The sequence below is a fragment of the Terrimonas rubra genome (assembly GCF_042686025.1).
GTDB classification, from domain to species: Bacteria; Bacteroidota; Bacteroidia; order Chitinophagales; family Chitinophagaceae; genus Terrimonas; species Terrimonas rubra.
In genome coordinates this window covers 116,701-142,815 of record NZ_JBHUOZ010000002.1, presented here as the reverse complement: position 1 = coordinate 142,815, position 26,115 = coordinate 116,701, and the positions used below count along the sequence as shown (strand labels likewise).

Annotated in this window: 23 protein-coding genes and 1 tRNA gene; 14 read left to right on the top strand and 10 right to left on the bottom strand. The window is 40.9% G+C overall.

The genetic code is table 11. The features are described 5' to 3' along the window. Positions 1–262: 262 nt before the first annotated feature. From ACFS6H_RS09010 to ACFS6H_RS08985, 6 genes are all read right to left on the bottom strand, one after another. Complete coding sequence (locus tag ACFS6H_RS09010) at positions 263–721, bottom strand: cyclophilin-like fold protein (protein WP_386097474.1); 459 nt, start codon at positions 719–721, stop codon at positions 263–265. Positions 722–777: 56 nt separating this feature from the next. Next, positions 778–1,266: a (R)-mandelonitrile lyase gene (locus ACFS6H_RS09005; protein WP_386097472.1), complete on the bottom strand. Its 489-nt coding sequence runs from the start codon at positions 1,264–1,266 to the stop codon at positions 778–780. A 4-nt stretch (positions 1,267–1,270) separates the two neighbouring features. Further along, on the bottom strand, positions 1,271–2,311 hold the full coding sequence (locus ACFS6H_RS09000) for an alpha/beta hydrolase (RefSeq protein WP_386097470.1): 1,041 nt from the start codon (positions 2,309–2,311) through the stop codon (positions 1,271–1,273). A gap of 18 nt (positions 2,312–2,329) precedes the next feature. Next, entirely contained in the window at positions 2,330–2,905 is a 576-nt protein-coding gene (locus ACFS6H_RS08995; RefSeq protein WP_386097468.1) for a DapH/DapD/GlmU-related protein, read from the bottom strand. Between the two features lie 64 nt (positions 2,906–2,969). Next, a complete protein-coding gene (locus tag ACFS6H_RS08990) occupies positions 2,970–3,848 on the bottom strand; it encodes a helix-turn-helix domain-containing protein (protein WP_386097466.1) in 879 nt (292 codons plus the stop codon). Between the two features lie 140 nt (positions 3,849–3,988). Then, positions 3,989–4,060 (bottom strand) — tRNA-Arg (locus ACFS6H_RS08985). A 132-nt stretch (positions 4,061–4,192) separates the two neighbouring features. On the opposite strand from ACFS6H_RS08985, the gene ACFS6H_RS08980 reads away from it, so the two are divergent. The 5 genes from ACFS6H_RS08980 to ACFS6H_RS08960 all read left to right on the top strand — a co-directional run bounded on the left by ACFS6H_RS08980 (position 4,193) and on the right by ACFS6H_RS08960 (position 11,117). Beyond that, entirely contained in the window at positions 4,193–4,843 is a 651-nt protein-coding gene (locus ACFS6H_RS08980; protein ID WP_386097464.1) for a tetratricopeptide repeat protein, read from the top strand. A gap of 134 nt (positions 4,844–4,977) precedes the next feature. Continuing rightward, positions 4,978–6,879, top strand: coding sequence for a beta-N-acetylhexosaminidase (locus ACFS6H_RS08975; RefSeq protein WP_386097462.1), 1,902 nt, complete (start codon positions 4,978–4,980; stop codon positions 6,877–6,879). A 128-nt stretch (positions 6,880–7,007) separates the two neighbouring features. Continuing rightward, entirely contained in the window at positions 7,008–10,160 is a 3,153-nt protein-coding gene (locus ACFS6H_RS08970) for an ATP-dependent helicase (RefSeq protein ID WP_386097460.1), read from the top strand. A 9-nt stretch (positions 10,161–10,169) separates the two neighbouring features. Next, on the top strand, positions 10,170–10,616 hold the full coding sequence (locus ACFS6H_RS08965) for an SET domain-containing protein (protein WP_386097458.1): 447 nt from the start codon (positions 10,170–10,172) through the stop codon (positions 10,614–10,616). A gap of 9 nt (positions 10,617–10,625) precedes the next feature. Then, the gene (locus ACFS6H_RS08960; RefSeq protein WP_386097456.1) at positions 10,626–11,117 is read left to right on the top strand and encodes a GNAT family N-acetyltransferase; all 492 of its coding nucleotides are present in this window, start codon (positions 10,626–10,628) and stop codon (positions 11,115–11,117) included. On the opposite strand, the gene ACFS6H_RS08955 is transcribed toward ACFS6H_RS08960, so the two are convergent. After that, positions 11,118–11,612 carry a metallophosphoesterase family protein gene (locus ACFS6H_RS08955; RefSeq protein ID WP_386097454.1) on the bottom strand — a complete coding sequence of 165 codons (495 nt, stop codon included), beginning with the start codon at positions 11,610–11,612 and terminating at the stop codon, positions 11,118–11,120. It abuts the gene before it with no gap. 375 nt (positions 11,613–11,987) lie between these two features. Here ACFS6H_RS08955 and rlmD point away from each other — a divergent pair, with 375 nt between their 5' ends. Further along, positions 11,988–13,400 carry a 23S rRNA (uracil(1939)-C(5))-methyltransferase RlmD gene (gene rlmD / locus ACFS6H_RS08950; RefSeq protein WP_386097452.1) on the top strand — a complete coding sequence of 471 codons (1,413 nt, stop codon included), beginning with the start codon at positions 11,988–11,990 and terminating at the stop codon, positions 13,398–13,400. A 276-nt stretch (positions 13,401–13,676) separates the two neighbouring features. Here the strand turns inward: rlmD and ACFS6H_RS08945 are convergent, their stop codons facing one another. Both ACFS6H_RS08945 and ACFS6H_RS08940 read right to left on the bottom strand, forming a co-directional pair. Further along, a complete protein-coding gene (locus ACFS6H_RS08945) occupies positions 13,677–14,306 on the bottom strand; it encodes a 3-oxoacid CoA-transferase subunit B (RefSeq protein ID WP_386097450.1) in 630 nt (209 codons plus the stop codon). A gap of 74 nt (positions 14,307–14,380) precedes the next feature. Next, positions 14,381–15,100, bottom strand: coding sequence for a CoA transferase subunit A (locus ACFS6H_RS08940; protein ID WP_386097448.1), 720 nt, complete (start codon positions 15,098–15,100; stop codon positions 14,381–14,383). Positions 15,101–15,245: 145 nt separating this feature from the next. On the opposite strand from ACFS6H_RS08940, the gene ACFS6H_RS08935 reads away from it, so the two are divergent. From ACFS6H_RS08935 to ACFS6H_RS08925, 3 genes are all read left to right on the top strand, one after another. Beyond that, the gene (locus ACFS6H_RS08935) at positions 15,246–15,899 is read left to right on the top strand and encodes a class I SAM-dependent methyltransferase (RefSeq protein WP_386097446.1); all 654 of its coding nucleotides are present in this window, start codon (positions 15,246–15,248) and stop codon (positions 15,897–15,899) included. Positions 15,900–15,963: 64 nt separating this feature from the next. Continuing rightward, entirely contained in the window at positions 15,964–17,121 is a 1,158-nt protein-coding gene (locus tag ACFS6H_RS08930; protein ID WP_386097444.1) for a cytochrome-c peroxidase, read from the top strand. A gap of 440 nt (positions 17,122–17,561) precedes the next feature. Continuing rightward, the gene (locus tag ACFS6H_RS08925; RefSeq protein ID WP_386097442.1) at positions 17,562–18,287 is read left to right on the top strand and encodes a DUF4197 domain-containing protein; all 726 of its coding nucleotides are present in this window, start codon (positions 17,562–17,564) and stop codon (positions 18,285–18,287) included. A gap of 70 nt (positions 18,288–18,357) precedes the next feature. On the opposite strand, the gene ACFS6H_RS08920 is transcribed toward ACFS6H_RS08925, so the two are convergent. Further along, positions 18,358–18,567, bottom strand: a complete 210-nt coding sequence (locus ACFS6H_RS08920) for a helix-turn-helix domain-containing protein (protein ID WP_386097440.1) — start codon at positions 18,565–18,567, stop codon at positions 18,358–18,360. 450 nt (positions 18,568–19,017) lie between these two features. Here ACFS6H_RS08920 and ACFS6H_RS08915 point away from each other — a divergent pair, with 450 nt between their 5' ends. The 5 genes from ACFS6H_RS08915 to ACFS6H_RS08895 all read left to right on the top strand — a co-directional run bounded on the left by ACFS6H_RS08915 (position 19,018) and on the right by ACFS6H_RS08895 (position 26,089). Next, on the top strand, positions 19,018–20,607 hold the full coding sequence (locus tag ACFS6H_RS08915; RefSeq protein ID WP_386097438.1) for a vitamin K epoxide reductase family protein: 1,590 nt from the start codon (positions 19,018–19,020) through the stop codon (positions 20,605–20,607). Positions 20,608–20,718: 111 nt separating this feature from the next. Beyond that, on the top strand, positions 20,719–20,940 hold the full coding sequence (locus ACFS6H_RS08910) for a hypothetical protein (RefSeq protein WP_386097436.1): 222 nt from the start codon (positions 20,719–20,721) through the stop codon (positions 20,938–20,940). Between the two features lie 350 nt (positions 20,941–21,290). Continuing rightward, the gene (locus tag ACFS6H_RS08905) at positions 21,291–22,436 is read left to right on the top strand and encodes a TlpA family protein disulfide reductase (RefSeq protein WP_386097434.1); all 1,146 of its coding nucleotides are present in this window, start codon (positions 21,291–21,293) and stop codon (positions 22,434–22,436) included. Between the two features lie 87 nt (positions 22,437–22,523). Continuing rightward, positions 22,524–24,767 (top strand): peptidase domain-containing ABC transporter, encoded by a 2,244-nt coding sequence (locus ACFS6H_RS08900; protein WP_386097432.1) that lies wholly within the window; start codon positions 22,524–22,526, stop codon positions 24,765–24,767. Positions 24,768–24,784: 17 nt separating this feature from the next. After that, positions 24,785–26,089 carry a hypothetical protein gene (locus tag ACFS6H_RS08895; protein ID WP_386097430.1) on the top strand — a complete coding sequence of 435 codons (1,305 nt, stop codon included), beginning with the start codon at positions 24,785–24,787 and terminating at the stop codon, positions 26,087–26,089. Positions 26,090–26,115 lie beyond the last annotated feature (26 nt).

Below are 26,115 nucleotides of genomic sequence, written 5' to 3'. Positions count from 1 at the left end.
TAAAAAAATGGGTATGGTATTGGGTTGAGGGTTACACATAAAAAACGGAATTGTGAATTTCAGTTCACAATTGCCGGTTAAGTAGCCCAAGGATAGAAGACTCGAACCATATATTAGAGGATTTGGGCTAGTTGGCTACATTAAGTAACTCAAATGGGACAAGAAAAGTTCGAGGAATTCTCATTGGGTTGTAGGTGTTCGCAGAACAAATTTTCAAAATCTGATTATAAGATAGAAAACTTGTTGAGTAGTTATTGGTTTTTTACTCTCTTTCAAAAGTCACCGTCACATTTCCTGCGCCTAAAGCGGCAGTTAATCCAGAAGGGTTATCAATCCGTCCCAAGGTTGTATAGGCGTATGAAGTAGGGAATGTTTTATAAAACAACACTAACGTAGAAGAACCATATAACATCAAATCTCCGTTTTGTATTATTCTTGGATTGGATGCATTTGTCGGAAGATTACCGGATAAGTCGACATACTTTTCATTACCATTTAACTCAAGCATGTTTACCGTTAGCGGCAAGAGTGATTTGAAGGTTGACGCTGTTGCGTTGTTATATAACGTTGCGGTAAAAGTGCTATTTCCGATTTTTATTTTCATTTTCCCGTTTTCTGGATGTATGGTGTTGTCGCTTACGATGTTAGCAACATTTTTAGAACCGCATGAACAACTAATAAAAGACACGGCCATTAAACCAAAAAGGAGTGCTCGTTTCATAACTCATAATTTTTACGGCAAATGATGGTGTTGGTGAAAACCGTTTCTACATACATTTATTTCTTGTTATACTCCTCATCTGTTACAGGATGCAACCAGTTCACCACACCCTTTTCAGTATTTACATTGATGGCAATGTGTGTGAATCTACTGGTAGGCGAAGCACCATGCCAATGCTCTACACCTGGAAGTATTCTCACAACATCACTCGCATGAAGTATCTGGATGGGTTTTCCTTTTTCCTGGTAGTACCCTGTACCTTCTGTACAAATGAGAATTTGACCGGCCGGATGTGTATGCCAATTGTTTCTTGCACCAGGTTCAAACACAACATTGCTGATAATTGTTGTTAAGGTATCGTCGTTGGCTACCAGCGTTTTTACCCATGCAGTGCCTGAAAAGTATTCTGCTGGAGCTTTGTCTCCTTTGGGAAATATGGCTGCTCTATTTTGATCTTCTTTCGTACTCATTGTTTGGGCGTTTACTGTGATATGAAATAGGAAGGCTAATAAGACTGCTGGAAATTTCAATCCTGTATTTTTCATGGTATTATTTTAGATTTTTAGTAAAAAAGTCAACCAACTTGTCAAATGGAATAATATCTACTTTGTCGTACAAATCAACATGTACTGCATTTGGAATAATGAGCAACTCTTTTGGTTCTGCCGCTGCTTTGTAAGCATCTTCACTGAAATATCGAGAGTGTGCTTTTTCACCGGCAATGATCAGTACGGGCCTTGGTGATATTTCTTTTATATAAGTAAGCAAAGGCATATTCATAAAAGAAAGGGCACTGGTTAATCTCCAACCCGTTGTTGAATTGACAGAACGTGCATGAAATCCTCTCGGCGTTTTGTAATAATTAAAATAGTCCACTACAAACTGAGGTTCGTTGCCTGTCAGTTTTTCGGGAAGATGAGCTGCAGGATATGCTGCGTCACCAGTTTCCACATCTTTCCATCTTTGCCGGGATAAATCTTCCAAAGTTTTTGTACGCTCTTCAAGTGTAACTATATCATTGTAGCCTTTTGATATTACGCGTGACATATCATACATACTCGTAGTTGCAACTGCCTTTATTCGCTTATCTATTGCAGCAGCGTTCAATGCCATTCCACCAAATCCACAAATTCCTATGATGCCGATTCTGTTTCTGTCTACATTTTTTTGCAATCCTAAAAAATCAATGGCTGCACTATAATCTTCTGTATTAATATCCGGCGATGCTACGTTTCTTGGTTCGCCACTGCTTTCACCTGTGTAAGATGCATCAAATGCCAGGACAATAAATCCCCGTTCTGCCATTTGATTGGCATATAATCCCGAAGACTGTTCTTTCACAGCACCAAAGGGGCCGCTGATGGCAAGCGCTGCCAAAGTTTTACCGCTGCTATCTTTAGGAAGGTATAAATCTCCGGCTAAAGTAATCCCATAACGATTTTTGAACCTTACTTTTTGTCTTGTTACCTTATCGCTCAGCGTAAAGGTGTAATGTTCTGTTTGTTGCATTTTGCTTGATTTTTTTGTTTGGGCAAAGGGTTGTCCTAAAAAAAGGATAGATACAATTATCAATAATGTTATCTTTTTCATTTGTCTGATGATTTATGATTAATGAATTGCTTTAATAATTTTAGCGGGAACACCACCTACCACTGTGTTTGCTGGAACATCTTTGGAAACAACGGCACCCGCCGCCACCACTGCATTTTCACCAACAGTTACACCCGGCAATATGGTTGCACCTGCACCGATCCATGCATTTTTCCTGATGTGAATATGTCCCGGAGCAAGTGAGTGCCTGTGGTTTGGAGAAAGTGGATGACCTTCAGATAATAAACTGACTTTAGGCGCAATCAATACATTGTCTTCAATAGTGATTCCTCCCAAATCCAGGAAAACACAATCAAAATTTATAAAGACGTTTTTACCGATTTTGGTGTGCTTACCGTAATTGATATACAGCGGAGTAAATACATCAACACTTCTGTCAATTTCTGAATCGGTGATTTGACTTAGTAAGCTTCTTATTTCCGCCGGATCTGATGCGTTATTTAGCTGAACCAATAGCTTTCTGGTAAGAAAAGAAGCCTCCTTCATTTTAAAGGCTTCCGGGTCATTTGCGGTAATTGTTTCACCGTTCAGTAACCGTTTAAAAAATGCTTCAGTATATTGATTTGATACCATACCGCAAAGGTCTTGTATCCACTATCCCTGCTGATAACGATTATCAAACCAATAGTTAAGAATTTCAAACCTCCATTGCGCGAAATGCTTTGGGGTTAGTGCCGGTCTGGCGCTTGAAGTAGTTGTTAAAGTAGGTAGGATATTCAAAACCAAGCGCATAGGCAATATCAGCAATGTTCCAGTCGGTGTGCTGTAGAAGTGCTTTGGCCTCGCTGATGATGCGTTCACTGATCAGGGTAGTGGTTGGTTTGCCGGTTGTTTCCTTTACAGCACGGTTGAGATAGTTGACGTGTACATGAAGATTGTTTGCATAATCCTGTGCTGTCTTTAATTGAAGAGGCCGGTCAACACCTTCAATGGGAAACTGCCGCTCCAGCAATTCAAGAAACACTGCGGTTAAGCGGGAAGCCGCGTTTTGGTGTTGGTCAAAATCTTCCGAAGGCTGTAACTTCAGCGCTTCATGAATGATGAGATGAATGTAGTTACGGATAAGATCGTCTTTATAAGTATAGCTGCTCTGTTGCTCATCAATCATCTTTTGAAAGATGGTATTTAAAAATAACCGTTGTTGTTCCGAGATCTTTAAAACAGGAGTGCCGCCGATCTTAAACAACGGTGACTGTTGAAGGCTTTCAGACCGATCGCTCGTTTTTAAAAAGTCCTCTGAAAATAAAACGGTGTATCCTACATAATGCGTGGATATGGTTTCCCAGGAATATGGAATATACGGGTTGCCAAAAAACAAAACCGTGCCTTCCTGTTCGAAACTTCTATCGGCATAATGAATAATGCTCTTTCCTGTTGTCAGGCAGATTTTGTAAAAATCCTTCCGGCTATAGATACGGGTTGCTGCGCCGTCGCTTTCTATTTGAAAGACATTAAACCCTTTTAACCTTAGCTCCTTATTGAAGTCGGAAACAGAACGGGTATTTTTATCTTGCATGTAGCAAAGTTAAGAAAATCAAACAGCGAAAGAACTGCCGCTTCAGAAATCCACTTCAAGATATCTTCTTATGGAGGGCAATAAATCCAGATAAAAAAAGAGTGATAAGCGAGATATATCGTTGCTTATCACTCCATCTGTAGCCTCGACAGGAATCGAACCTGTATCTAAAGTTTAGGAAACTTCTATTCTATCCATTGAACTACGAGGCCGGCACAGCAAAAGAAGGAAAATCCTGTTTTTTCGCTGGCGGAGTGCAAAAATAGGTATTCTGGCTTTTCAAAAACATCCTACGGCAGATTTTTAGGCGCAACCCTTATCTTTGCAGCCCGAAATACAAAAAAATGAAGTATTATAACCTCCTGATAAAATATCGCCTGTGGATTGGTATTGTGTTGATTGCCCTGGGCGTTTATGTGAACTTCGCTGCCAGCTTCTGGCCGGCTTTCCCCCTTTACCTGATCGGTGTGATACTGGTATTGGGCCATTTTTTCTTTGGGCCCCTACGTTTGATACAGGATTATATGGAAAGCGGCGATATGGAAGGGGCCGAAAAGATCCTGGCTTCCATCCATTTCCCCAACCTGCTGTACAAGCCTATCCGTTCGGTATATTTTACCCTGAAAGGTAATATTGCCATGATGAAACAGGATTTTGACGGGGCAGAAAAAATGATGAAAAAAGGCCTGGACCTGGGTATGCCCATGAAAGAGGCCGAAGGCGCCAGCTTATTACAGATGGGTATGCTGTCCATGCAGAAAAACGACATTAAACAGGCAGAAGCCTATATCCGTTCGGCCCTGCGTAAAGGCTTGCCGGATAAAGAGAATGAAGCGGCCGCTTACTTACAGATGTGCAGCATCATGATGAACAAAAGAGAGTTCCGCGCTGCCAAAGATTTTTTCCGCAAGTGTAAGGCTTTAAAACCTACCACTCCGCAGATTGTTGACCAGATCAAACAGATTGAAAAATATATTTCCCGTATCCCGGGTTAAGAATTTCACCAAATCAACAAGAAGGCCCTTCCAAAAGAGGGGCTTTTTTATTATCCGGGCAATTCAACCTCTTATGCGGATACTTCATACTATATACTTTGCTATCTTGTAAACCATTTGAAAACAACGCTTGTATGAAAAAAACAACGACCCTTTTTGTATTGCTATTAACAGTAGTAACAGCTTTTTGCCAACAAACTATGGTGCAACAGCTTATTCCGCAACCAGCCTCGGTTACTGAGAAAAAAGGCTGGCTAACGCTTACAGTTTCTGCAAAAGTGGCTTATAATGATGCCTCAATTGCCGGCATGGCCAGCCAGTTACAGGAAAGATTAGCGGCCAATGCGGTAAAAACAAATATTATACTGAGTAAAAGTCAGCCCGCCACTGCTAAAGTTTTTTTAGCTATTGTTACTGATAATACCATCAAAAAAGACGGGTATAGCCTGGATATAACGGCCACAGGAGTAGTTATAAAAGCAAATGAAGCTTCCGGTATTTTTTATGGTCTGCAGACCCTCTACCAGTTATTTGATAAAAGTTTTATGCAGGCAAGGCCCAAAGTACAAGACTGGCAATTACCCCTTGTTAGCATTAAAGACCATCCCCGTTTTCAATGGCGTGGCCTGATGCTGGATGTATCCCGCCACTTTTTTACCAAGGAGGAAGTAAAACGGTTTATTGATGATATGGTGAAATATAAATTCAACACCCTGCACTGGCATTTAACCGATGACCAGGGCTGGCGCATTGAAATTAAAAGTTATCCCAAACTCACTTCCATAGGAGCCTGGAACGTGAAAAAAACGGGCCGCTTCGGTACCTTCTCCGATCCCACAGCCGATGAACCCCGCAACTACGGCGGCTTTTATACCCAGGAAGATATTAAGGAGATCGTTCAATATGCTGCGCAACGATTTGTAACCATCGTTCCCGAAATTGATGTGCCCGGCCATAGCCTGGCGGCAGTGGCGGCTTATCCTGAGTTAAGTTGCACCCCCGGCAATTACAAAGTAAACTCCGGCGAAAAATTCATGATCTGGCCCGGTGGCGGTCAGCATTTTTATGGTACACTGGACAATACGCTTTGCCCTGCCAATGAAAAAGTATATACCTTTTTAGATAAAGTTTTTGGTGAAGTAGCGGCACTCTTCCCCTCCGAATACATTCATATGGGTGGCGATGAAACGGCCCGTAATTTCTGGGAAAAAAGCGAACAGATCAAACAACTGATGCAGGAAAAGGGACTGAAGAATTTAGACGAAGTACAAAGCTATTTTGTAAAACGCGTGGAGCAGATCATTGAATCCAAAGGCAAAAAAATGATCGGCTGGGACGAGATATTACAGGGTGGCCTGCCACCCAATGCAGCCGTAATGAGCTGGCAGGGGATGAAAGGTGGCATTGAAGCAGCCAAACAGGGCCATAAAGTGGTAATGACCCCTACTGATTTTGTTTACCTCGATTATATGCAGGGCGATCCCATTATTGAAGCGCCGGTATATGCATCCCTGCGCTTAAAAAAGACCTACCAGTTTGACCCTGTTCCCGATGGAGTAGATGCTAATTTGATTTTAGGTGGCCAGGGTAATTTATGGACCGAACAGATCTATAACCTGCGCCAGGTACAATACATGATCTGGCCCCGGGCTTTTGCCGTGGCCGAAATACTATGGTCGCCCAAAGGCAAAAAAGATTTTAACGGCTTTGTGAAAAGAGTGGAGAAACATTTTGAACGCCTGGATGCCGCTGAAACCAAATACAGTCCTGCCATCTACGATCCCGAGTTTAAAGTGGCTAAAAAAGATTCAGCAAGTGTTGTGGTAACTTTAATTCCCGAGATTGAGGGATTAAGCTTCCACTATAGTTTTGATAATTCTTTACCCGATAAATATTACCCCGCTTATAAAGAACCCTTACTGGTGCCCAAAGATGCGCAAAGCTTCCGCGTGATCAGTTACCGCAATGGCGAGCGTGTAGGACGAATGATCATTATGCCGGTGGAGGAGCTGAAAAAGCGGGCAGGCGTGAAATAATTTGGTAATGAGTTAATTTGGAAATTTGGTAATGGAGCTTATCAGTCCGTTGATATACTTCATTACTTTTTCCGGACCTAACAAAGGGGCCGGGACTTTGTTTCCGCAATCCTTACTACCTTAGCCACATGAATAAAGAGCTTTTGTTGCAGCAGTTTAAAGCAGCTTATGAAAAACTGAACCCGCAGCAGCAACATGCAGTGGATACCATTGAAGGCCCCGTGATGGTAATAGCCGGACCGGGCACCGGTAAAACCCAGATATTAGCCAGCCGCATTGGTAAAATATTGCTGGATACCGATGCCATGCCCGATAATATTCTTTGCCTTACCTATACCGATGCCGGTGTGGTGGCCATGCGCAAAAGATTACAACAGTTTATTGGCCCCGATGCCTATAAAGTAAATATTTACACCTTCCATGCTTTTTGTAACGATGTGATACAGGAAAATCTTTCCCTGTTCGAAAAAACAAGCATGGACCCCATTTCCGACCTGGAAAAAGTGGAGCTGTTCAAGGAACTGATCGACAGCTTTGACAAAACAAACCCTTTAAAACGTTACCGCGGTGATGTGTACTATGAAGTACAAAACCTGCAATCGTTGTTCAGCAATATGAAAAGAGAGGGCTGGACACCGGCCTTTATCAACGAAAAGATTGATGCCTACCTGGCCGACCTGCCTAACCGTGATGAGTTTGTATACAAAAGAAAATTCAAAGAGTTTAATGCCGGTGACCTGAAGCAAAACAAGATTGATGAAGAGCAGGAGAAAATGAATAAGCTGCGGGCCGCTGTTAATGAGTTTGATCGTTTTCAGTTATTAATGCGTAACCGCAACCGCTACGATTTTGATGATATGATCAACTGGGTGATCAAAGCTTTTGAAGAAAACCCTAATTTATTGATGAACTACCAGGAGCGTTTTCAATACATACTGGTAGATGAATACCAGGATACCAGCGGTACCCAGAACAGGCTGGTAGAACTATTGATCAACTACTGGGACCAGCCCAATGTATTTGTGGTGGGTGATGATGACCAGAGCATCTACCGTTTCCAGGGCGCTAACGTGGAGAATATGTTACACTTTGCCAACAGCTACAGCGATAGCCTGGAAAGAGTGATACTTACCAATAATTACCGTTCTACCCAGCCCATACTGGATGTATCCAAGACCCTGATTGATAAAAACGAGGAACGCCTGGTAAAATCAATGGGTAACCTGAGTAAAGAACTTATTGCTGCCAATACCAACATCAACGGGCTCCAGCATCCGCCTGTTATCACCGAGTACCTGAGCCAGCAGCAGGAGATGATGGGTATTGCCAAACAGGTTGAAGCCCTGATTAACACCCAACAGGTAATCCCGGGGCGTATCGGCATTATTTATAAGGAGAATAAATACGGTGAGGAGATCGCCAAATACCTGCAACAATTACAGGTGCCGGTGTACAGTAAAAGACACCTTAACCTGTTTGATGTACCCCTGGCACAACAACTGCTCCTGTTTTTAAAATACCTGGAAGCGGAACATGATACCTCCTATGGCGGCGATGAAATGTTATTTGAAATATTACATTTTAACTGGTTCAATATACCGGCCATAGAAATTGCCAAGCTGAGTATTGAAGTAGCCACCACGCGGTATGGCAATGAAAAATACAGTATCCGCCGGGCATTGATAGAGAAGGCCGCCACACCGGGCAAAGACTTATTTACGCCAAGTTTACCACAGGGCCTTGCGAAAGCTGGAGCCGCTATTGAAGCATTGATCGCCGCAGTGCCCAATGTTACGCTGCAGCACCTGTTTGAAAAAGTGATACGCGAAGCCGGCGTATTAAGCCTGATCATGCAAAGCCCCGATAAACACTGGCTCTTACAAATATTAACAGGCCTGTTTAACTTTATAAAGGAGGAAACAAGACGTAATCCTAAACTCACGTTAAGAGGCTTTATACAGCTGATATCCTTAATGGAGAAAGAAGGCATCTCCCTGCCCCTGGTACAGGTAAGCGGCAGTGATAAAGGCGTGAACCTGATGACGGCCCACGGCTCCAAAGGCCTGGAGTTTGAACATGTATTTGTAACCGGTACCAACTCCGGTTTCTGGGAAAAGAAACGTAAGCCCGGCGGCGGTTATAAAATGCCGGATACCATGTTCGAATCAACGGTTACAGGCAATGATACGGAAGAGTTGCGCCGTTTATTTTATGTAGCCCTTACCCGTGCCGAACAGCACCTGCATATTTCTTACAGCAAATTCCGCAGCGATGGTAAAGAGATGGAGCCTTCCATGTTTATAGCCGAGATACTGGAACAACATGTATTACCGGTTGAAAAAGTGATACTGGATAAAGCCGTACAGGATGAATTTGCCATCCTCCAGTTTGAAGAAAATAAAGCACCGGAAATTGATAAGATGGAAGCGGATGTAATAGACCGTTTACTGGACAAATTTGTGATGAATGTAACGGCCCTGAATAATTACCTGAACTGTCCGCTGGAATTTTATTTTAAAAACCTCATCCGTATTCCCTCGCCGCGTAATGAAGCCACCGAATTCGGATCGGCCATACACCATGCACTGGAACAACTGTTCCGTAAAATGCAGGATGACAGTTACCAGCGGTTCCCCGATAAGGCAACCTTTATCAGCGATTTTGAATGGCATATGAAACGGCACCGCGAAAGTTTTACCAAAGAACAGTATGACCGGCGCAGGGAGTATGGGCATGAAGTACTGAGTAACTATTACGATAAATATATCAACGATTTTAATAAAATTGTGACCACGGAAAGAAGCATCAGTAAAGTAGTGGTGAACAATGTGCCTTTAAAGGGCAAACTGGATAAACTGGAATTTGACGGTAAATCGGTTAACGTGGTGGATTATAAGACCGGTGATCCGGATAAGGCCCTGCCCAAATTGAAAGGCCCTTCCGATAAACTTCCTAAGGGCGGCGATTACTGGCGTCAGGCGGTGTTTTATAAAATACTGGTGGATAATTACGAGGCTAAAGACTGGAAGGTAGTGAGCACCGAGTTTGATTTTATTGAGCCCGATAAAAAGAAAAACTATCGCAGGGAAAAAGTGGTAATAAGTCCTGACGATATTACCGAAGTAACCAAACAAATAACCGAGACCTGGCATAAAATACAGCAACGTGATTTTTATACCGGCTGCGGTAAAGAGGATTGTCACTGGTGTAATTTTGTAAAGACCAATAACCTGGCCGTAGCTTTACATACCATAGAAACAGAAGAAAACGAAATTGATTAAACCAAGCGCATGACAAGCAGAGCAAAACAAAAAGCTATTGTAACACCGCCATATAAAATTATTTATCCTGTAAAAGTGGCTAAGAGTAATATTTCCGGCAAAGGGGCTTATGCTTTGCAGGCTATACCGGCGCGTAAAAAAATAGGCGATCTTGGGGGCGTGATCATCACTATGAAAGAAGCCATGCAGCTGGTAAAAGATATCAAGGTGATAAACATGGTGGAGCTGAATGATAAATATGCGTTGAATGCATCGGCCAATCCCAACGATATGCGTTTTATCAATCACTCCTGCGATCCCAATACTTATATGCGGGTATTAAGCAACAGGGTAGAGTTTTATGCCTTGCGGAATATCCGCAAGAATGAAGAGCTGAGTTGTGATTATGGCGAAACCCACCACGAAGGCACATTGCCCTGTAAATGCGGTGCAAAAAACTGTCGTGGTTATATTTAAACAACAACAATGGATACGGATATTTTAGCAATAAGAGAAGTGCAGCCGGGCGATAACAAGGCCCTGGCCGGTTTGATACGTACAGTATTTGAAGAGCATGATGCTCCCAGACAAAATACGGTGTACAGCGATCCTACTACCGATAAATTATATGAATTATTTGATCAGCCGGAGGCCATACTGTGGGTAGCTGTGCTGAACAATACGATTGTTGGCTGTGCCGGTGTATACCCTACGGAGGATCTTCCTCCCGGTCATGCCGAGCTGGTAAAAATATACCTGTCGGCACAAAGCAGGGGCCGGGGCATTGGTAAAGCACTCATCGGTAAGTGTTTTCAATCGGCCAAAGAGCTGGGCTATACTCATTTGTACCTGGAAAGCATGCCGGAATTTGCTACCGCTGTCAGTATGTATCATAAACTGGGCTTCAGGGATCTGCCGGCGGCCATGGGTAGCTCCGGGCATACGGCCTGTAATATCTGGATGATAAAGGAATTGTAATTACCGGCTACCCAGTTCAATTACCACGCAATCTTTTATCTGTGGTCCATCGATCACAAACTTCAACAAGGTGCGTACTTTATGCCAGCCCTGTTTGCCTACGGCACCTGGGTTCATATGTAAACACTGCAGTGCATCATCGTACATTACTTTCAGTATATGTGAGTGCCCGCTGATAAACAATTGTGGTTTGTGTAATTTAATTTCAGGTTTGGTAGCCGGGTTATACTTAGGCGGGTAGCCACCGATATGCCTTATCATCACTTTCACTGCTTCGCAATTAAATACCAGTTGTTCCGGGAAAAGAGCCCTGATCTCCTGCCCGTCAATATTGCCATACACACCCCGCAAGGGCTTCAGCTGCTGCAATTGTTTAATCACATCCAGGTTGCCAAAATCGCCGGCATGCCATATTTCATCACAGGCACTTAATTGCTGCAGGATATTATCATCCATATACCCGTGTGTATCCGATATCAATCCTATGGTTGTCATACGCGGTGAAGGTAATCCAGGATGGCTGATTTTTTATTTATGATTTACGGATTTAGGATTTTATACCCCTGGTACACACCATTAATCATTCATAACTCAACCATGCAGAAAGCAGAAAGTTTAAGGCTGAAAACCCAATGCGAATGCAAAATGAAGGCAAGGCGCTCATTCATAATTCATCATTCATAACTCTTCAAAAGCATAAAGTTAAAAGCTTAAGGCTGAAAGCCCAATGCTGAAACCCAAGAACGGGGGATGTTATTATTCTTAATTCATAATTCAACATTCATAATTCTTAATTCATCAAAAACTTTAAACCTTAAACAGTTTGAACTTCTTGAACCTTTTGAACCTTTCATGCTTTACTTTTGCAAAATGGCAAGGAAAAAGAAAAACGTAGTGTTGCAGCAGGTATTGGTGGAAAACTATGCGGCGGAGGGAAAATCACTGGCCCGCGTAGATGGCAAGGTTATTTTTATTGAACAGGCAGTACCCGGTGATGTGGTGGACATACGTTTGGGAAAGAACAAAAAGGACTGGGCCGAAGGCCGTCCGATACATTATCACAGCTATTCACCCGACAGGGTTACCCCCTTCTGCTCACACTTTGGCGTTTGCGGCGGTTGCCAGTGGCAGATGCTGCCTTATGCAAAACAACTGGTATTTAAACAACAGCAGGTTACGGATCATTTAACGCGTATAGGCAAAGTGGCCCTGCCGCCTATTGCACCTATTGCCGGTGCCAATGAAACAAAATACTACCGCAATAAAATTGAATATACATTCGGCAACAAACGTTATTTAACGGCTGCTGAATTAAATGATGAAACCGCCACCGTGGAAGGCGAATTTGCCGGCTTTCATGCCCGTGGCCTGTTTGATAAAGTGGTGGATATTGATACCTGTTACTTGCAGGAAGAACCAACCAATTTGATACGTAAAGCCGTGAAAGCCTATGCACAGCAAAAAGGTTATAGCTTTTACGATATTAAACAACATCATGGCTTTTTACGTACCATGCAGGTGCGTTTATGCCGCAGCGGCCAGTTAATGATCAATATTGTATTTGGTGAAAATGCACCTAAAAAAATACTGCCTTTACTGCAACATATCAAAGACCTGTTTCCGCAGATAACCACTTTACTGTATACCATCAACACCAAGATGAACGACAGCCTGCACGACCTGGAGCCGGTGGTATTTCATGGTCCGGGTTATGTGATAGAAACCCTGGAACACTTTAAATTCAAAGTAGGGCCTAAGTCCTTCTTCCAGACCAATACAGCGCAGGGCGAAAGATTATACCAGATCACCCGCGACTTTGCCGAACTAACCGGCAACGAAACGGTGTACGACCTGTATTGCGGTACCGGCAGCATCGGCATTTTCTTAAGTGAAAAGGCCAAAAAGATCATCGGTGTAGAAATGATCGCTGCAGCTATTGAAGATGCCAAAGAAAACGCTACCATTAACGGCTTAACTGATACTGCTTTTTATGCCGGTGATGTGATTGATGTATGTAATGATGAGTTCTTTGCGCAACATGGCCGTCCCGATGTGATCATTACCGACCCGCCCCGTGCCGGCATGCACGAAAAACTGATCGATAAAATTTTAGAAATGCGTGCCCCAACGGTAGTATACGTAAGCTGTAACCCGGCCACCCAGGCCCGCGACCTGGCAAAGCTGGATGCCTTATACGCGGTTACCCGCATACAACCCGTGGATATGTTCCCGCATACACTGCATATTGAAAATGTAGTACAATTAAAACTGAGAGAGAATTAGGTGATTAGATAATGAGGTGATTTGGAAATTTGGTAATGAGTCGCCAGGGTTTTTGTCTCCCGAATCTTAGAGCTGAGATCTCAGATCTAAGATCCTCTGCCCCGGTTCCCGTCTCACGATCCGACGGTAATAGTACGTTTGTTGCAAACAAAAAACGCTTGCACAATGCCCAATAGAATTACCGGACGATGCAGTGAGTGACACAACAGGTGATGATAAAAGTGATGCAGCCGGCTACAAAAATCTTAAATCTTAAATCGCAAATCATAAATTCTCTCAAACCACCAGTTTCCCTTTCGTCGATTGCTGAATATGCTCCACCGTTACCCCCGGGGCACATTCCACCAGCTTAAAACCACCTTCAGGCAAAATATCAAACACGCCTAATTCGGTTACTACTTTCTTTACACAACGGATACCTGTTAGCGGCAGGGTGCAGGCTGGTAATAATTTTGATTCACCAGCTTTGTTTACATGCTGCATGGCCACAATAATATTCTCGGCACTGGCTACCAGGTCCATTGCGCCGCCCATGCCTTTTACCATCTTACCGGGTATCTTCCAGTTGGCAATATCACCGTTCTCCGATACTTCCATGGCGCCCAGGATGGTCAGGTTTACCTTGCGTGCCCGTATCATACCAAAGCTCAGGGCCGAATCAAAAAACGCCGAGCCGGGTAAGGTGGTAATGGTCTGTTTACCGGCATTAATATAATCCGCATCTTCTTCGCCTTCTACGGGAAATGGTCCCATGCCTAATAAGCCGTTCTCACTTTGCAATACCACGTTAATATTATCGGGTATATAATTGGCTACCAGGGTAGGAATACCAATACCTAAATTCACATAATAGCCATCTTTCACTTCCTGTGCAATACGTTTGGCAATACCGTTTTTATCTAACATAACTATGTAAGTTATAGGTTTTAAGTAATAGGTTATAAGTAATAGGTTATAAGTAAGCTGTTATAAGTAAGCTGTTAGGCTGAAGTGGCGGACCTTACCGTTCTTTGTTCAATACGTTTTTCGTAATGGTTGCCCTGTATGATACGGCTTACATAAATACCGGGTGTATGTATAAAGTTAGGGTCCAGCTCACCTGGTTCTACCAGCTCTTCCACTTCGGCAATGGTTATTTTACCGGCCATGGCCATCACATGGTTAAAGTTCAATGCCGTTGCACGGTATACCAGGTTACCCATGGTATCACCTTTCCAGGCTTTTACCAGCGCAAAGTCTACCTCAAAAGCTCTTTCCATTAAATACTCTTTCTCTACCCCGTGAAAAGTAAACCTGCGGCTCTCTTTACCTTCGGCTACTTCGGTGCCCACACCGGCGGGGGTAAAAATAGCAGGCATACCATAACCTGCCGCCATACAACGGGTGGCAAGGGTACCCTGTGGTATCAGCTCCACTTCCAGTTCACCGCTTAACATCTGGCGTTCAAACTCGGCATTCTCCCCTACATAGGAGGCGATCATCTTTCTGATCTTTCGTTGCTGTAATAACAGGCCAAGGCCAAAATCATCCACACCGGCATTATTGCTGATGCAGGTAATATTGTTAATGTCCGACCTTACTAATGCTGCAATTAAATTTTCAGGAATGCCGCAAAGGCCAAAACCGCCAACGGCCAGTGTCATGCCGCTTTGTATATCTTTAATGGCTTCGTCTACAGAGTGTACAACCTTGTTTATCATTGGCAAAAATTTATCGTTACGGTGGTAAAGATAAACAATTGTGTTGCACAACTATTTCGGCTGTTATAACTTTACACAACTGTAACAGTTGTAACTCAGGTTAGCTGTTACCTTTACAGCTATTATTGATGATAAACTTTTTATTATGCAGGATATAGATTGGAAACAGGTAGCAGCGCAGTTACGTAAACCGGAGAATGAGGACGGGCTGGCCACAGCGGCACGTATGGAGCAGAACAACGGTGGTATGATCAGCGAAACCATCAAAGTCCTGGCCTTACAATCACATGATACTATCCTGGAGCTGGGCTTTGGCAATGGCGCACATGTAAAACAAATCATGGCTACTGGTGAGGTGCAATATACGGGTGTGGACATTTCTCCTACCATGGTTACGCTGGCAACGAATATTAATAAAGCCTATATAGATGCCGGTACCGTAAACTTTGCCGTAACCGATGGCTTAAGCCTGCCTTACAGGGATAACAGTTTTGCTAAAATATTTACAGTAAACACCCTCTACTTCTGGGAGCAGCCACTGGCTTATGCCAGCGAAATTTACCGGGTGCTGCAGCCGGGCGGTAAATTTTGTCTCTGTTTTGCCGATGCGGCTTTTATGGAAAAACTGCCCTTTGTGCAATACGGCTTTACACTATACACTTTACAGCAGGCTACCGGCCTGTTGACCCAAGCGGGATTTGTAAACATTACGCCGCAGTTTCAGCATGAGGAGCTTATTTCCCCCGGCGCACCCAATACGGTGGAGCGGGATTATATTATACTGCACGCGTCCAAATAGTTAAAACGGTAATTAGGCCTTATTACTGGTCATTACATTAATTTTTAGGTGTAATTTTGCGGCCATGAAAAAATGGGGTATCCTTTTTATTGTTGTTATCACTATTGCCGCCTGTAGCATTGCTGCCAAAAACAAGCAAACGCAACCTGCTGCCATACAGATACCTGCGGGTACATACGAGGATACCCTGCGCTTTTTATATTCCCTGCCTAAGGAACAATGGCCTGCACCCCATATCGATTCAGGAATTGTATGGAAAGAGTTGGGCATTGTACCCGAAAGCCCGTTGAAGCCCTACTTTGATTCCTTAAAGCACCTGATAGCCCTGGGGAATACCTTATTCTTCGACGCCCGTTTAAGCGGCAGCAACCAGATATCCTGTGCCAGCTGTCATGTGCCCGACCTCTCCTGGACCGATGGCCGCGAACGTTCTGTAGGCCATGACCAGCAGGAGAATAAAAGAAACTCACCTACCTTACTGAACGTGTGGTACTACTCCTCCCTTTTCTGGGATGGCCGCAGTCATAGCCTCGAAGACCAGGCCTTTTCGCCCATCAACAGCGAAATTGAAATGCATAGCGATATGCATGATGTGATGACCAAACTCAGGCGTATTGCCGAATACAAGCCTATGTTCGACTCTGCTTTTGGCAGCCCGGATATTACACCGGATCGTTTAACCGAGGCCCTGGCTGTTTTTCAGCGTACCATTGTGAGCCGTAAAGCCGACTTCGATGATTTTTTAAAAGGTAATAAAAGTGCATTAAGCAACGATGCCTTGCGCGGCCTGCACCTGTTCAGGACCAAGGCCCGTTGTATGAACTGTCATAACGGACCCTTATTGACGGATGATCAGTTTCATAATATCGGACTTACTTACTACAAACGTAAATACGAGGATCTCGGGCGTTATAACTTTACCAAAAAACCGGAAGATGTGGGCAAATTCCGCACGCCTTCCCTGCGTGATGTGATCCGCACCCGGCCCTGGATGCACAATGGCCTGTTTGATAATATTGATGGTATACTCAACATGTACAATGCAGGCATGCCCCAGCCCAAACCCAGGGAAGGCGAGGAGGCCGATCCCATGTACCCGAAAACGGACCCGCTGTTAAAAAAGCTGAACCTTACTACCCAGGAGCGCAACGATATTGTGGCTTTTTTAAACGCCATTACTTCGCAGCCGCTTAAATCGCGGATGCCGGTTATGCCTAAATAAATAGAACAGAACAGGGGCTGTCAGCAACAGTGCTGCTATCGGCTGCATACCCGGCTGTACGCTTGTAGTGGCTGCCCGGCCGCAGGCCCTGCACAGCCAGCTACCGCTTTCATCCGGCAGCCCTTCAGCTGTATCACTTTATGTACCAGTACAGTTGCACCGGCAGAAGGTTATAATTATCGTGCAAATGTTAAAGAAATATTATTATCGGCCTGTTTAAGGGTGCGCAGCAAACATTCGCCTGGTAAAAAGCGTCAAATAACTGTTGCACCGGCCGGTTGTTATACCGGTATAGGCCTGGGGCTTGCAGGTGCAAATGATAATGAGTATCTTGTAATACAATCGGTAAACCTGTTAAAAACAAAAAACAAAACAGATCACTACATAATATTTATACAGATGATGTAATGTGAACTGTAATCCAACCCAACAAAAAAGCGATGAAAAAAAATTACTTAGCAGCAGCCTTTCTTCTTTTATTTGTAAGCGCCACTACATTACAGGCGCAGATCAAAATTCCTAAAATTTTAAACAACAAATCATCCGCATCGGGCACCGGCGTTACCGAAGCCGAAGCGGGGCAGGGGGTAAAGGAGGCGCTGACCCAGGGTGTGGTAAATGCGGTATTGAACCTGAATAAAACCGATGGCTTCTTTGGCAGTAATGTATACAAAATGTTTTTACCGCAAGATGCGCAAAAAATAGAAAAAACATTACGTTCTATAGGCCTGGGGGGTGAAGTGGATAAAGCGATTCTGGCCATCAACCGTGGTGCGGAAGAAGCGGTGGGTTTTGCCAAACCTATCTTTATAGATGCTATCAAGGAAATTACGGTAACGGATGCCTTAAAACTGGTAACAGGTAAAGGCAATACCATAACCGAGTTCTTTAAAAGCAAAACCAATACAAAACTCATAGCAGCATTTGCGCCATCCGTAAAAACATCATTGGATAATACCAATGCCACTAAATACTACAGCGATATAGTTAATACCTATAATAAGCTGCCTACTACCCTTAAAAAAGTTAATCCGGATCTTACCTCCTTTGTGGTAGGTAAAACCGTGGATGCTTTATTTGACCAGGTAGCCAAAGAGGAAGCTAACATCCGGGCTAACCCTATGGGCCAGGCATCGGACCTGCTTAAAAAAGTATTTGCCAAATAAGTGTTTTAGTTTTTTGAAATAAACAAAGGCCCGGTCAACTTTGACCGGGCCTTTGTTTATATTATTTTAGTCAACCTCCAAGTTGTTTTAAAACATGTAAATCTTCTTTGGTAGCATTCAGGCAAAGCAATATTTTTTCAATAATAGCGGTGTCTATTCTTTCCTTCTTCTCCAGTTTGGAATAATATTGTTGTGTAAAACCAAGCTTAGCGGCCACTCCTTCCTGTGTTAATTTCTTAATGAGCCGCAGGTTTTGCAAATCGGCGCCAGAAAATTCCATAAATGATTAGCTGTTGGTTAAAAATGGTGTAATGTCACACAACATACATAATCCTTTTAATACAAAATTGTTAATTTTCTCAATTTTTGTGGTGTTTTCCTCATTTGTATATACTGATAATTCTTAATATAATATTTCACTCATAACATAGAATCATACAGGGTTAAAGGCAAACTAACAGAACTCAAAATTTTTAATATAACCCCACTAACTTTTAACGCGATCGATTAAAATAATGAAGTAATACAATAAACTGCTAAATTTTTAGATTGGTTGTAAAGTACAACCTTGAATATTTTGCGATTATGGAAATATTATAAAACTTTAGTCTAACATATTGACTACACTTATAAGGATTGCAATTGAGAACTTTTAACATTTAAATATAGTCACTGAATTTAAATCTTCTTGGGAGTCAATACTGCACATTACCCATTATAATTAACCGTTGTGAAAGAAACTAGGCCAAAAGAACTAAGTTATATTACCTGGAAATGGCTAAAGACATTAGGTCTTAGAATCGACAAAAGTTTTGTTGAACGGGAAATAACTACACATCCGGATTACCCTGCAATTGTTAGTGTGGCAGATTTTTTGGATAGTTACGACTTTTCTTATCAGGCAGTTACAGCAGACCGAGAAAATTTTAACGAGATGCAATATCCCCTATTAGCACATGTTAAAGAACCAGATGGTAATGCTTATTTGACCATAGTGAGTAAAACAGAAGAATGGTATCGCCATACTGATTTGCTTTTGAATTGGTCCGGCATTGTACTTTTCCCGGAAAAAAAAGAAAATTGGAAGAATATAGTTAATAATATTAACTATGACCAATATAGAGAAAGTATTGTTTTATTATTATTTATTGTTCTAACGAGCTATTCTACATACAGGATGCCGGTATTGAATTATGCAATATTTTGCCTACTTAGCCTAGGCGGGATAGTTATTAGCTGGCTAACATTTAAGACAGAATTAGGCTATCAAAATCAAATAGTAAAACAAGTTTGTAATAGTCTAGGCAGTGCGGGTAGTTGTGATAATGTAATGAAATCTCCCCAGGCAAAAGGGATATGGAATATAACTCCGTCTGTTGCTGGGCTGGGGTGGTTTGTTACACAATGGGTATTATTGATGCTGGCAGCATATCTAAGTAATTTTGATATTTTTTATAGTGTATATTTTGTGAGCCTGATTGGAATTGCTGTTAGTGGGTGGAGTATTTATATCCAGAAAATTGTCCTAAGGCAGTGGTGTGCGCTATGTATGGGAATAGTGGCAGTATTAATATTACAAGCTGCTATATCTTTCTCAGGTTTATTTGCTCAATTAAATACAATTACAATTTTTCAAAGTTCTTTAGCAATTTATCTATTTGTCTTTATGGTTATTGTATTGCTAGTCATACAACCCATAAAAAAGATGTTGGAAAGCTGTAACCAAAATAAAAGACTAAGTATAGAACTACGCCGATGGAAAACGGATACTAAAGTTTTTACCGGCCTTTTGGAACAAAATGCCGAGGCAGACTGTACTACCTGGGAGGATGAAATACTTATTGGTAATCTTTCTGCATCAATAAAAATACTAATTATTTGTAACCCTTATTGCGGACCCTGTGCGAAGGCACACAGGAAATTAGATGCTTTAATAGATAGATATCCTGACGATATAAACATGAGTGTTAGGTTTGCTGTTCATTCAAACAGCGATAATCCAGCGACTAATGCCGTAAGAATGTTACTCCAAGCACATAAGCAAAAAAGGTTTAATGATAAAGATATATTAAATGATTGGTTTGATAGAATGATTGAGGAAAAGATATGGATTGAAAAATATATTTGTGAAGATAAATTTGAAAATGATGAGTTACTTTTAAAACATGAACAATGGTCAAATGCCGTAAACATCTCTTTCACTCCAACGATATTCATAAATGGCCGACAAATGCCTAAACAGTATACTGTAGATGAATTAATAATATTATTGCCAGAATTATTGAGTATTACAAAACGGACTTATACCCAAATCAAATAATAACTTTTTGTCGGTAAAACTTTGTAAAATAGTTTTAGCTGCGCCGACAATTTTATCAACAATAACTGTAGCCGCAGCTGTTACAGGTTAATAATTTAAATTTATTTTATTATGAAAAAATTATCAAGGGAAGAACTTAAAAACACTTCTGGCGGTCAACGTCCGGGTGGAGGGGTTCCGCCGGTAGGAACAGTTTGTGATCACACTAGATCACTTTGTTATGAGGCAGAAGGTATAAAATATTACTGTCATGTAGAATATGTTGGTCCTGAGTATTTGGAAGAGTGTTGTTGTGGTCACTATCTGGGTGATGGAAACTGTTATGCCGCTTAGAATAATTAAATGGTAAAGGTATTTTCTTTACCATTTTTGGTTTTTATAGAAAAAAGGATATTTTTTTGTATGGTAATATATAGCCATATATCAAATATCTTTTTTTAACTACCCATTAATAACTTAAAAGAATTTTATTGAGAAGAGAACAACTGACTCCAACCGATACTTTTAAGCTATAACATTATATCATTAATGTTAGTAACACCAAAGAAATATTATATGAACTTTAATTATTGAAGAAAATATTGTTGCGGATGCTATTGATTAACATGGTCGTTTTGTGGGTATAAAAACTGCAGTCTAACTCAAATGCCTCTAAGTATTTATTGACTATTTTTGATTTTATTATGAAAATATTACTATTGAGTATTTTTCTATCCTTTTTTTTCACAAGACTAATGGCACAACAGTCTTTTGAATTATCAGGTTCAGTTTCACTAAAGACAGCGACTATATCATTGCTTACACAGGATTCTGCGATCGATGATATTGACGTTGCAACTAGGAATGGCTGGTATAAACTTACAGGAAAAATAAGTGAAAATTTTGCATATGTATGTTTAGTACTTGAAGATTCTCAAACTAATATCGGCTCATGGTATTTTTTTATTAAACCAGGAAAAATGAAAATTGATATCTCCCTTAACAAAAAGACTGGGAAATATGAACTTTCCTATCATAACATTCCTTTTGTAAATGAAAACCGTGAATATGAAAAACTAAAAACAATTGAAAATTCCAAAAAGCTTAAAATTTTAGAGTTTCGACGCCTTAATAATTACAAAAAGGAAGTGATTGCTGACTCAATAAATGGTGTATATAAACTAATTAATGACGAATGGATAAATACAATGATATCATTTGTAAAAAAAGATTTTAATACGTATATCAATCTTTTCATCTTTAATAAAGAAATAATCAGCAGCCCTATAGGTAGAATACGGTCGTCAGTAGACAGCCTTCTTAATATGTACTATAGTTTTAGTGAAGAGTTAAGAAATACTAAAATCGGACTACATATCGAAACTGAACTGCTAAAAAGAAAAAGAGTCGCTATCGGACAATTCGCTCCTGCTTTTTCCTTTACAGATAGCTTGTTGCATCAATATCGTCTTACGGATTTGATAAAACAAAAATATGTTTTATTATCTTTTTGGGATTCTGGATGCAAACCTTGCATACAATCATTTCCGATGATAAAATCTCTTTATACAAGATATAAGGATGTGCTTGAGATAGTATATGTTTCACTTGACCCTATGGAGGTTACCTGGAAAAAATCTTTGCAAAGGTATAAACTGCCTTGGATTAATACTTGTAATCTTGAGCCATACGTTAAAGATTATAATTTACAGATGCTTTATAACGTTCAGTTTGTTCCACAATACTTTTTATTAAGCAAAGATAGCGAAATTATATATCATAATACCCAATCTGGCGACAACGATGATTATGAAAAACTACAAGAGACAATTAAAAAACTAGTTGAATAGTGTTTTAACAATATATAGAATTAGCGTGTCTTTTTTGAGAAAAACTGGGTTTGACTTTCTTCATTCTCAATAAAACTATTAATAAGTTTGAATAGCTTTTTTTGTTACAGGCAAAGTAGTAAAATGGACTGCGGGCCGACCTGTTTACGCATGATTTTTCACTACTATGGAAAAGATGCGGATATGGTTAAACTGCGCCAGCTTACACAATTTAATAAAGAAGGCGTTTCTTTATTGGGTATTGCCAATGCAGCAGAAAAAATAGGATTTAAAGCAAATGGTGTTGCTATAACATTTGAACAACTGGTAAACAAAGTTGATAGACCTGCTATCTTGCACTGGCAACAAAACCATTTTATTGTATTTTACAAAGTATCTAAAAATAAAATATTTGTTGCTGATCCCGCCAAAGGGTTGATTACTTATACCCCTAACGAGTTTAAAGCAAAATGGCTTAGTGCAGTAGATGAGGTGACCGGTGAAGCTACAGGTATTGCTCTGTTATTGGAACCTACCCCCGATTTTTATGAAGAAAATACCGGTCAAAAAATTAGCACCAAACGTAGCTGGAGCTTTTTATTTAATTACGTATTACAATACAAACGCTTTTTTGTACAGCTGATACTGGCTCTTTTATTAGGTTTATTATTACAACTCCTTTTTCCTTTTCTTACCCAAAGTATTGTAGATGTCGGTATTCAAACCCGCGACCTGGGATATATTACCATTATACTCATTGCCCAGTTAATGCTGTTTAGCGGCCGTATGCTGACCGAGTTTATACGCAGCCGGATCTTACTGCATATCAGCGTTCGTATTAACTTATCCATCCTTTCCGATTTCTGGATAAAGTTAATGCGCCTCCCTATATCCTATTTTGACGCGCAACATACCGGCGATACTCTACAAAGATTGGGTGATCACCGGAGGATAGAAAGTTTTTTAACCGGCACGGCGTTAAACACTGTTTTCTCTTTGTTCAATCTTGTTATATTTTCCTTTATCCTGCTCTATTATAACAGTACCATTTTCATGGTGTTTTTTGCGGGTAGTTTATTGTATTTCCTTTGGATAAAATTGTTTTTGAAATTCAGAAAAAAACTGGATTACGAACGCTTTGATATTGCTGCAAAAGAAAATACGCTAACCATGCAGCTGGTACTGGGTATGCAGGAAATTAAACTGCAAACGGCCACCCAGCTTCGTCGCTGGGAATGGGAAAATGCACAAACAAAATTATTTAAACTTTCCTTTAAAAGCTTATCATTAAATCAATATCAGCAAGCGGGAGCACTATTTATAAATGAAGGTAAAAATATCCTTATCACTTTTATTGTGGCAGGACTTGTGGTAAAAGGGGAATTAACTTTAGGTACTATGCTGGCTGTACAATATATAATAGGGCAATTAAACAGCCCGGTCGAACAATTAATTAGCTTTGTGCAAACTGCACAGGATGCCAATATTTCATTGGACCGGTTAAATGAAATTCATGAAATGGAAGAGGAGGAAAAGCCGGGCCAGATAACTGCATTAACGCTTGACGATAAACCTTCTCCATTTACTGACAGCTATATTACATTTAAAAATATTTCCTTCACTTACCCCGGAGCTGGCAATGAACCTGTATTGCGGAATATAAACCTTCTTATCCCGGAAGGAAAAACAACGGCTATTGTTGGGGCGAGCGGCAGTGGCAAAACAACACTGATAAAGCTATTGTTGAAGTTTTACGACACATACACAGGGGAAATTGTCATTGAACAAAACTCAGATTATGGCAGGCAGGCAATTAATTTCAAAGATATTAGCCCGGAATATTGGCGGAAAACCTGTGGCAGTGTTATGCAGGACGGGTTTATATTCAGCGATACAATTGCCGGTAATATTGCAGTGAGCGATGAACAGCCTGATGTTCAAAAGCTCTTGTATGCCTGTAAAGTGGCCAATATACTGTCATATATCCGAAGCCTCCCCTTGAGGTTTAATACAAAGATCGGAGCAGAAGGGAATGGGATCAGTGCGGGACAAAAACAAAGATTATTAATAGCCAGGGCGGTATACAAAAATCCAAAATATATTTTCTTAGATGAAGCAACAAATGCTCTGGATGCAAATAATGAAAAAAGTATTGTTGAGAATATGAAATCGTTTTTGGATCATAAAACAGTGATTGTTGTAGCGCACAGACTTAGTACTGTAAAAAATGCAGATAAAATTGTTGTATTAGACAATGGAGCAATTATTGAAGAGGGCACACATGAAACGTTAACAGCGCTTAAGGGAAAGTATTACGAGCTTGTTAAAAACCAATTAGAACTCGGAAATTAAGTTATAAATAATCAAACATGGAAAACGAGTTTGATAAGGGAGAAGATATAAAATTAATGAGGAGCAAGCAGGCTACGGAATTAATCAACAGTAATCCGGGGTTCCTGGTACGCTGGGGAATCACCATTTTGTTGTTATTGGCTCTCCTTTTATCGGGAACGACATGGTTTATCCGTTACCCGGATATTGTTAATGCTACCGCAAGATTAAACTCAATCAATGCGCCGAAAGAGATAGTAACTAATATGCAAGGTAAATTAACCCGGCTGTTTGTTAAAAGTGGAGACGCGGTAAAGAAAAACCAGGTAATTGGGTTTATTGAAAGTACCGGTTCTCACCAGCAGGTTATAGACCTGGAAACAGAATTGGATAGCCTGGCCTTTTCCGTCAATCGTCAACCTGCTGTGGCTGTCAGTAATTATTTTATAAGAGCATCTGTTTATAATGCGCTCGGTGATTTGCAGCCGGCTTTTCAAACCTATATACAGGCACAACAAAGCTTCAGCAACTATCTCACCAACGGTTTTTTTGAAACAAAAATGGCTATGCTGTATAAGGATATTATTTTTTTGCAACGGTTGAGAACGGAACTACTGGGACAAAAGGAATTACTTGAGCAGGACATAAAACTTTCGGATACTACATTTATGGCCAACGAAAAACTATTGCAGCAGAAAGTGATCTCCTCCATGGATTACAGGAACGAGAAGAGTAAGCTGTTATCTAAAAAAATGAGCATCCCGCAAATTAATAATGCGGTGATTGCTAATGAAAATCAGGAACATGAAAAAAACAAAGAAATACTGGAACTGCAAAACCAGATTCAACAACAACAGGTATTATTTATACAGGCACTAAACTCGCTTAAAAACCAACTGATAGAGTGGAAAAGAAAATACCTGTTAATATCTCCGGAAGACGGCACCATTACTTTGGCCGGCTTTTTTCAGGAGAATCAAACAGTAAATGCCTCGCAGTTAATATGTTATGTAAATCCTGGGGCTAGTGGTTACTATACAGAAGCAATTATTCCGCAATATAACTTTGGAAAAGTTGATACGGGACAGGAGGTAATGCTGAGGTTTGCTGCTTACCCTTCTGAAGAATATGGAACAGTTAAAGGAAAGGTCGTACATATTAATAATATACCGAGCGATAGCGGTTTTTTAGCTACTATATCTTTGCCTGAGGGTTTGGTTACCAATCATAACAGAAAAATTGCTTACAGGAATGGCCTTACTGCAACCGCAAGTATCATAACTGAAGACCTGCGCCTGTCTCAACGGTTATTAAATACGCTAAGAAAAAACATACAACGATAAAGGGTAAAAACTTTTCTGATTATGAT